We start from the raw sequence: 9458 nt of genomic DNA on the forward strand, positions 1-9458 counted from the left end.
GCTATAGGCCGCTATTGTTGCGGTTTTTTCTTCTTACCCAAGAGACCGCCCAGCGCATCTTGCAGGTTCGGTTTCTGCTGCTGGCTATCCGTCTTGTTTCCCTTATTGCCCTGGACTGCCTGGAGCAGGGAGTTCTGAATATCCCCAGCCACAGCGCCTCCAATTGCCGGACGGAACACAGGGTTCGAGGTCTTGCCTGTAATCAGGAATGGGAGGCCTTTGCTTTGGGCTGAGGCAGAGGCCCCGGTCAGGCTACCCAGAAGATTATTGGCCGTTCCGGAGAGCTTCACCAGCATTTTGAAGTCGAGCGAGTTATCGCCGGAAATTACGCCATTGCCGGTCACGATGCCCAGCGACGGCACATCCAGAACAATGTTGTCAGCCTTTATGCCTTCCGGCGCAACGCGCAAAGCCGAGCTGAAGGTCTGGATCAGCGTATCCGTACCGGACTTGTTGCCGGTAAAAGCGGCAATGGCGCCGAGCTTGGAGCCCAGGTTATAGCCGGAAAGATGTGTACCTTCAATTTTTAGCGGGCCATCAATTACCAGGCGGTCCAGCGGCCCTGTTGCATTGAGATCCATGTTGATGTTGCCGCCCTGCAATGACGCGCCTGAAGGCAGCACCACGCCAAACGCCGGGAGCAGGCCTTCAACGTCATTCACAGCCATGTTCTTGCCAACGATCTTGAGATTGGCCAGCGTGTCTTCACCCTTGGCGCTCAGCGTTCCGCTGGCGTTGGTCAGGCTGTTGCCGGTATGCAGGTTGGCATTGATTGTGCCCGTATCGGAGTCCAGCGCATAATCGGATTTGTAATCCAGCGCGACCGGCTGCTTGGCTGGCTGGCCGCCTTTTACCACGCGCAGTTCAGCGGCTTTGGCCTTGCCTTCAGAATGCAGCTTGTGACCATCTGATTTCACCTGGCCATCAAAATCCAGAATGCCGCCAACGCCGGAACTGGGATCAACAAAGCCGGTAGCTGCAAGATCGGCATGTTTGAGCGTGATCTTGGCGTCCAGAGGACTCTTGGCTGAGTCAGCGGGATTCAGCGGACCGGCCTGGCCTTCAAGATCCAGTGTGCCGCCGCCCGGCATGTCCGCGGACAGAGTAAAAGGCATTGCGCTGGTGGCGGAAATGTTGTGCGCCACCAGGTTTACATTCTGGTAATCACTTTCCTTGCCCGCGGAGTGGCCGCTGCTGTGGCCCACACGGACGGTCCCGCCAGCGATCTCAAATTTATCGACGGATATATCTGGCGCTTTGCCTGAAGGCTCCGGTTTGGTCTTTTGTGTCTGCGCTGTAGCGCCGAGCGTGGAATAGTTCCATTTGCCGGCAGCGTTCTTCAGCAGCGTGATGTCCGGCTTCTGAATTGTCAGTGACGTGACTTTGAGCTGTTTGGAAAAGATGAGCGGCATCAACTGCACGCCCACTTTCACTGAAGCCGCTTTCAGGAATGGGCCTTTGTTGAAGGCCGGATCATCGGCAATGGTAATGTCACTGGCGCTTGCGCCTCCGCTCAGCAATGAAGCATCCAGCTTGCCGATATGCACCTGACGGTTGAGCGCGGCGGAAAGCTTCTTTTCCAGATCGGGACGGAAGCTATCAACATTGATGAACAGCGGAACGGCGATGATGACAAGCAGAAGTACGCCGACGATAATCCCGGAGATGATGAGCAAACGCTTCATGGAGAAATGCTATCAGAAAGACAACTATATAGATGTTATTGACATGACGGGTGGTTTGCCGGAGCATACTGTATATGACCCCGAGGAAAGTTCTGATATTGCTGGCATACGTGTTTCTGGCGGTATTTGCAGTCTCCCAAAGAGGGTCGGCAACAAACCTTCGAAGCGCGGCATCCGCGCTCCAGGGAGCACCAGCCCAGTCTCAAGTTCGCCTGGAAAATGGCTCCATCCTCTACGCGGAATTGACGAAGACCGTGGACGCCAAGAAGGCTAAAGCGGGCGACCCGGTAAATGCGGTGCTTCTTTCCGATGTTGTGGCCCGCGGAAAAATTGTGGTCCGGCACGAAGCGAAATTGCTGGGGCACGTTACTGAAGCCCAAGTCCACAGCAAGGAGACTCCTGAGTCGCGGCTGGGAATCGTTTTTGATAAGGTCATTACCAAAGAGGGCGAGGTTCCATTTGAATCAAAGCTTCTCGCGATTCGTCCGGCCGAGCACCCCGCCTTTGATGTGCCACAGGCGCCTTCTCCCGGGAGCAATGCCGCTCAGCAATCAATGCAAAGGCAATATCCATCACCGCAGGGATCCAATGTTCCACGCCGGCCCAATCCTTCACTGAGTGATCAGATGAAGTCGCGAGATCGGGAAATTGCACAAACCGGACCGACGGATATTGATGGACTGAGTCTGAGTTCGCCGAAAGACGGAGCACAGGCAGTCGTCTCCACGCAGCGCACGGTAAAACTGGAAAGCGGCGTGAAAATTGAATTACGCGTCACCAGCCAATAAATCAGCCGACTAGGTGCCGTAATTTTTCCTGAGATAGTTTGTGATTTCAGTTTCCAGCTCCGCATAACCGCCGTGGACGGTGCTGCGCAACGCTGATTCCACGCTCTGTCCTTCTCCCAGGCGCTGCAGCAGCCGCGCCAGATCACTCAGTCCATAGGTGGCGCGGATGTATTCCACGGCAGCCAGACTTTCAGCATAGGCAACCGAAGCTTCCGCCGAGCTGTAATCGTTGAAACCGCCTTCCAACTGATTGAGCGGAATCTGCCTGCCTGAGGCATAAAGCGCAGCCAGCCGCGGGCCGATAGCGCCGGTAGTGGATCCCTGTTCCAGTTGCGCCACACCTTCATTCAGCCAGACCGGAGCGTGGTTGTGCGTGATCTGCGCGACAAAGGAATGCGTCAGCTCATGGCGCAGCACGCTGGCCATCTCCGGAGTAACGGCTTTAATGCCTGAGATTGGAATGCGGATCTTGCCGTCATTCAGCGCTGCTGTCCAGGCTGCGGCGTGTGTTACGTCGAAGAAAGCTTGGTCTGTATAGAGCGAGACGAAGATATTTCTGGGCGACGATCCCAGATCATTGCTTAGATCGTGGTAATCGGACTCAAGAGCGTCGAGCACCTGCGTGCGCAGGGAATCGGGCGCTTGCGAGCCTTCATAACGGAGCGTGAAGTGGCTGCTCTCCTGCTGGCGGAAATCGGCTTCTGTGCGGGATTCTCGCTCAACGCGCTCCAGCAGGTCGCGCGTTTTGTCGTCAGGACGAAGCTCCAGGGATTTTTTCAATGCGGCGATGGCTTCACGGTTGTGATCGTTCTTGTAGTAGGCATATCCGAGCAGCAGAAATGCGTCCGCCGACTGCGGACTGGCTCGCGCTGCCTGTTGCGCGCGAAGCAACGCTTCAGCGGGCTGGCCCAGCTTGAGCAAGATGGAAGCGTAGTTCTCCAGCAGGACACCGTGATCGGGCAGGAAGGCAATGGCAGCCTGGAGATAGCGCGCGGCAGCGGAATAGTTCAGCCGTTTTTCTTCAAAGTTTGCGGCAATGGAATTGGCGGCGGCAGCGCGCAGAGAATCGCCTTCTTCTTCGATGGCCTTTATGGCCGAGCCGTCAATTGCGCCGTTGCGGATCACGCGCGAGACCATGTCCCCTGAACTGGCCATTTCTTCATGCGCCGGTGGCGTTTCCGGCGCGGCTGCGGCGCGCGATGGCGACGGCCCGTAAACCGGACCTTTTTCAATGCGGACCACGATGGACTTGGGAATCGTCATCGTGTTGTCGCCCAGCGTGTATTCCACGCGGCCGTTTCGTTCCTGCGCGGAATCGGCCTGGATACGGTCGCCGTTTTTCAACACAATTGTGTCCGCGCCGGCTCGGGCGAAAAGAAGTGCGAAGGCGCAAAATGTAATAATCGATTTCAAGTTAGAAAAGTCTAAGCGATTATGGCATGTCTATGAAGCGTGTCTTCATCCTGAAAGTAACGAAGGTACTAGTTCTGGTCCTTGCCCTTGCTCTGGGGAATATTCCCGCTTTGGGGCAGGCCGCGCCGGCGCAATCGAGCGCCGTGGCGCTTTACCGTGAACTGCTGAATCCGACTTTTGACGCGCAAGACGTTTACCAGGTGCGCGAGGTTTCCATCATCATGGAAGACCTGCACATCTCCATCAGCGATGGAACCATCGGATTTGTGCGTGAAGTCAATGGCCATATTACAGGCGCCATGTTTGAAGGCGTGGGAGAAATCCTGCTGGTCCCGCCGAACCGCGCCGAACGCACTTCACTGGCGCTGTTTACCGGCTCAGCGGTGCTGGAGCAGCGTTTCCAGTCCGCTTATCTGAGGTTCGCCGACGACAAAATAGCGAATGAGCTGAAAAGCGGCCTGCGTGGCCACGCCGAAAATGCGCAGGAATTTGTCACTCGCTGGCAACAACCCGCGCTGCTTTTGGCCCGGGGAGACGCTTTGCCCATTCTGCAGGTAATGACCAGCGTGCCGACGCAATCCGCTGCAAGCTTCCTGCACTTGCGCATTGGGGGAACGACGGCGGGCATTATCGATGTGTTTTTCGACAGCAATGGCTCGGAGCAGATCAGCGTGGCCCAGGCCAACGTCGTCAACAACACAGCTTACTATGACACGTGGACTTCCTTTCCCATGCGCTCTGTACGGGAAGCCTCGGGCCAGGAGGATCCCGCTACGCGAGCCTCCTTTGAAGTTTCAGACTACAAGCTGCACGTGAATGTGCAGCCGCCCACCGACCTTAGCGCTGAAGCCGAATTTACCCTCACGGCTGAGCGCTCCGGCCAGCGGACGTTGATCCTTGAGCTCTCGCGCTACCTCAAGCTTAGTGAGGTGCAGGTCGATGGCGCTCCGGCGGAGTTCATCCAAAATGAGGCGATTTCCGGCAGCGATCTCTCGCGAAGAGGCGATGACCTGATCGGCGTGGTGATGCCCGCGCCGCTGGAAAAAGGCCGTCCGGTAAAACTGCAATTCAAGTATTCCGGGCCCGTAATGTTCGATGCCGGCAATGACGTGATTTACGTTGGCGCGCGCGGCACATGGTATCCGAACATCGGTCCCACCTTCAGCAACTTCGATCTCACATTTGAGTGCCCCAGTGACTGGCAAGTTGTTGGCACAGGCAGACTGGTTAGCAGCACAGTGGGCGCAGGCAAGCGGACCACGCATTTTGTTACCAGCAAGCCTATTGGCCGCGCCGGATTCAACCTGGGCAAGTTCGTTGCGGCCAGCGCCACTTCCGATGCGGTGGAGATCCATGCCTATGGCGCCAGGACCGTGGAAAAACCGTTGGCGGGCGCTGAGGCACGCGCCGGCAAGAAGCCTGATCCCGCGCGAGAGACGCAGCAGATCGCCGACCAGGCCGCAAACACAATCCAATTTCTTTCCTCCGAGCTTGCTCCCTTCCCGTATCTCAACCTGGAAATCACGCAGCTTCCCGGATTGTTGAGCCAGTCATGGCCGGGGCTGATCTATCTTTCCAGCACGGCATTTCTCACGCCCGACGAGCGCCGCGCCGTGGGCGTTCGCGATCCATACCTGGAACTGCTGCTCAGCCGCCTGATGCTGACGCATGAAACCGCGCACCAGTGGTGGGGTGACGCCGTGGACTGGGTGAGCTATCGCGACGAATGGATTGTTGAGGCGCTGGCCAATTACAGCGCGCTCGTCATGCTCGATAAGCAACATCCTGGCGACATGCGGACGGCCCTCACCTATTATCGCGGCGAGTTGCTGCGTGAAACGCGCAACGGAATCATTGCGGAAGCCGGCCCGGTCACGCTGGGACATCGCCTCACGTCGTCGAAATTTCCAGATGCCTATGAGCGCGTGCTTTATGGCCGAGGCACATGGCTCATCCATATGCTGCGCACCATGCTGCGTGAAGCTGGCGGTGAAAAGAATGACGCGATGTTTTTCTCGGCTTTGAAAGACCTGCTGGCCGCCGCGCCGAACCATAAAATCTCCACGCTCGACCTTCAGCGCGCCTTTGAGCAGGTAATGCCCGCATCGCTCGGTTATGAAGGCCATAAGTCGCTCGACTGGTTTTTCGATAGCTGGGTCAACGGCAATTCCATTCCACAATTTTCGCTGGAAGGCGTGCACATGACGCCCAGCGCGCATCGACTGAAGGTTACCGGAACGATTCTTCAAGACCATGCCGCCAAGGACATGGTGACAGCTGTCCCGCTTTACGCCGTGGACGCAGCCGGCAAGCAGCGCTTTCTGGCATTCGTCTTCGCCGATGACGCCAAGACTGATTTCACCGTGACTGCCCCTGCCAGCACAAAACAGATTTTGCTGGATCCGGAAGAGACGTTGCTGAGAAGGTGAAAGCATACTCTCCGCCCGGCAATTCTCCTTTCGACCTTTACCAAACTCGTGTGGCACAGCCGCCCTCGGCTGTGGGTTTTGCTCCTGATTTTCCGATCAGCGTTATCCGTGTTGATCCGCGGTAAGCTTTGCCTTTCCGTCTTTGCTTTCCTCTGTGTTCCTTCGTGTCCTTAGTGGTTAAAAGTTTTGAATTTTTCCCATCACCTTGCTCAGTTCCAGCACCTGCAAGTGCGGCGGACAGTCTTTCCAGTTGTGCCGCCAGCACACGATCAAGTCGCATTTCTCGGGATCGTGGCGATGATCTCTGAAGTTGCGGCTTTCGTACTCAAACTCGATCCTGAAGTGCTGCCACCGTCCAGGCTCCACTTCCATCTTGGCTTCGCAGTCGGGATACGCCGACTGCACTGATTCGATGACAAATCCCAACTGCCGTGACAGCATGCAAAACAGCGCCATCACTCCCATTTCGTTTACCGGCTCATACGCCAGTCCGCAGGGTCGTGTCGGAGGGCCAAGCATTGGCCGGTCCGGCAGCGCGCGTCGGGTAAAGCATGCCGCTGTAACCAACGGAAAAGCGGAAGGCGCCAGTTCGGCCACAAAAACCGCCAGCATTGTCTCCGTCACGCATTTCTTGCCCCATAGAGGGGGTGGAAGCGGCGTTCCGCACGCGGCGGCCCGATCAAATTGCTGCGTATCCAAACGCGCGCCCAACTGCCACCTCGCTCCGGCTATCATTGGTTGGTTAGTGCTGGGTTCCCGCTGTTTCCGGTTTCGCGCTTCGTAAGCCGCTTTTGTCGCCTTGTACCACACCTGCATCGCGGTTTGTCCCGGCTGCGGTATTGGCCCCTTCCTGATTTTTTCCACTACATCCGTCCACTCGCTCCCCAGAGAACCGCTCTCAACAAACCGGATGAACTCCGTGGGAACTTTTATCCAGCTTTTAAAACGGCCTGAATAGCAATCAGGTGAGTGGCTTCCAGCCTCTTTATATTGTTGCCTCGTTGGCACCATGCCTACCTTGCGCACCACCCTGCCCCAGTCCTCCAGGAGCTTCGCCGCTTCCACTTTTATGCCTTGGTGGCTCGGCTCCAATCCGGCGGCCCGGACCGCATTGCCATACGTGCCAAAGCGCCCCGTTACCTGCCACACACTAATGCCGCATAGTGGCCCGAACTCACGGCTTGTAGGCACACGGCCCAGCCGTCCGGTCAGCTCCTGAATCGCCGCAATGATCTCTTCTTTGGTCTTCCCCACTTTCTTGCTCGGTGGCTTGGGAACATGCACGGCATCATCTTCGTAGAAAACACACTTTCCCCCGGGTTTCGAATCCCCATGGGTTTTGAAAAAACGGTCTAAAAATAAGCTCTGAAAAACGGCAACAACAAAGTTTTAAGAAAACACTAAGGTCTCAAGAAAAACGGCTCGACCAATTACCAGGATTGAAGAAAAACAAACGACTTAAAGACAGCAGGGTTGCAGGAAGGCCCAAAAACTGGCCCGCCAGTGCGGCGGACTGATCATTTTATAGCACGAATAAACCACGAATGCAAGCACTTTCTTCGGTTTCTCATTTAGCTCATCGGAAAAATTTCTGTTTTATTCTTGGCAATTTCTCCACTGCTCGTCTGATAATTAGCGGCTATTCGTAAATTACATAAATTATTCCGCCATCTCCGGAATACTCCCTTGTCGCTCCGCAAAACAAAACGTTCCCACCAAGTCGCGGTAGGTTTGTCTTGACATTTCGCGGCCTTCAGAATTGCTTGATTTCGACTCGAGCTGAATACTGAAGTTCAGGGACGATGACCTGACGAGCGCCGATAGGCGCGTCTGAAAATAGCCCGGTACGTCGAGCGTTCGGGCGGCGTTGCCGCTCGGGCGCTCAAGTGCCGGGTAGCCTGGACCAAAACGACAGAGTCCCGTTAGGGACGACTGAGAATCAATCCATAAACACAGCATGCCGTCTCAAAAACATCTCCCACTCTTCGCTCACGCTGGTTTTCCTATGATGCCGTGGCTGGTTCTCGATATAGCGAATTGTCGCGGATACCTGTGACGCCCCAATGGTGAACGCTCCGTACCCTTCCTGCCACTCGAAACGACGGCTCCCGGTCTGCTTGTGCATCCACTTCGATGAACCGGCCTTCACCAGCTGAGTTGCTTTTGCAATCGCAATCGTGGGCGGAAGGGACAACAGAATGTGGGAGTGGTCGGCAATGCCGCCAACAGCGAGCGCCTTCATGTTGTTGGTTCGCGCGATCCCGCCCATGTAAGCCCAAAGTCGCGGTTGGAGTTCTTCGGGGATGCTGGCGATCCGGTTTCTTGTGGCAAAAACACAATGAAAGAGCAGGCAGGTTTTTGTGTGGTAGGACATAGGCTGGCGATTTTAGTGCTCAGCCGTCCCTTGCGGGACTTTTCTTTTGTTTACAGTTACCCGGCACTTGAGCGCCAAGCCGCTCTGCGTGCCGGGCTATTCTCAGTCGCGCCTGCCGGCGCTCAAACTTGAAGCCCGGTCCAGGGCTAATCTGTCACGCATCTACCTGCCGATGCTCCAGTCACTCGATATCAGAATCACGATATTGTGAGAATGATATTGCTCCAGTCCCGCCCCGGCCAATCGCAATACTCAAGTCCACCTGCCCAAATGATAATGCTCCGTCCGTCAGCTAAATGCCTCAATCCACGTCGTCAATATTGGCGATCAATCATGCTGACAAGGCGTTTGCGCGGAGACTGAATAAGACGGTTGCAGAGCAAAGGAATACGCTGCTGGTTGTAAGTCCCGCCTGGGCGGGACGGCTGAAAATAGCCCGGCCACGTTGCCGAGTCCCGGCGAACCGGGACGAGGAATGAGTGCCGGGTAAGCTCAAAAAAAAATCCTTCCTCGCGCCGCAGGCCCCGCGCGAAGCGAAGTGAAGCGCGTTAAAGAATCAGAACGAGGGTCAACCTCTTTTTCCGGTCCCGCCGCCTCAGAGCTCTCCCTAACTGCTCCCACACCGACGTGCCATCCCGTCTATAACAACGACGGCGATGTCAAGGGCAAACGAAGGCGTCGACGCCCTCGGGTTAGGAGAAGCGCCATTTCGCTCTCGATGAAATTCTTCCAACTATTCACGAAACCAAGACCCGTACTCTTTCATAAT

Annotated in this window: 6 protein-coding genes; 2 read left to right on the top strand and 4 right to left on the bottom strand. The window is 56.1% G+C overall.

Features of this window, described 5'->3' with window-relative positions; translation table 11 throughout:
• Window positions 1-11 precede the first annotated feature (11 nt).
• On the bottom strand, window positions 12-1685 hold the full coding sequence (locus LAO76_20395; GenBank protein ID MBZ5493285.1) for an AsmA family protein: 1674 nt from the start codon (window positions 1683-1685) through the stop codon (window positions 12-14).
• A gap of 74 nt (window positions 1686-1759) precedes the next feature.
• Between LAO76_20395 and LAO76_20400 the strand changes: the two genes are divergently transcribed.
• Entirely contained in the window at window positions 1760-2473 is a 714-nt protein-coding gene (locus tag LAO76_20400; protein MBZ5493286.1) for a hypothetical protein, read from the top strand.
• A gap of 9 nt (window positions 2474-2482) precedes the next feature.
• Here LAO76_20400 and LAO76_20405 read toward each other — a convergent pair whose 3' ends face one another.
• Window positions 2483-3820: a tetratricopeptide repeat protein gene (locus LAO76_20405; GenBank protein MBZ5493287.1), complete on the bottom strand. Its 1338-nt coding sequence runs from the start codon at window positions 3818-3820 to the stop codon at window positions 2483-2485.
• A 92-nt stretch (window positions 3821-3912) separates the two neighbouring features.
• Here LAO76_20405 and LAO76_20410 point away from each other — a divergent pair, with 92 nt between their 5' ends.
• Window positions 3913-6315 (top strand): hypothetical protein, encoded by a 2403-nt coding sequence (locus LAO76_20410; GenBank protein MBZ5493288.1) that lies wholly within the window; start codon window positions 3913-3915, stop codon window positions 6313-6315.
• A gap of 177 nt (window positions 6316-6492) precedes the next feature.
• Here the strand turns inward: LAO76_20410 and LAO76_20415 are convergent, their stop codons facing one another.
• Entirely contained in the window at window positions 6493-7599 is a 1107-nt protein-coding gene (locus tag LAO76_20415; GenBank protein MBZ5493289.1) for a hypothetical protein, read from the bottom strand.
• Window positions 7600-8254: 655 nt separating this feature from the next.
• On the bottom strand, window positions 8255-8689 hold the full coding sequence (tnpA, locus tag LAO76_20420) for an IS200/IS605 family transposase (protein ID MBZ5493290.1): 435 nt from the start codon (window positions 8687-8689) through the stop codon (window positions 8255-8257).
• Between the last annotated feature and the right edge of the window lie 769 nt (window positions 8690-9458).

Source organism: Terriglobia bacterium (assembly GCA_020072645.1).
In the GTDB taxonomy this organism is placed as follows: Bacteria; Acidobacteriota; Terriglobia; order Terriglobales; family Acidobacteriaceae; genus Angelobacter.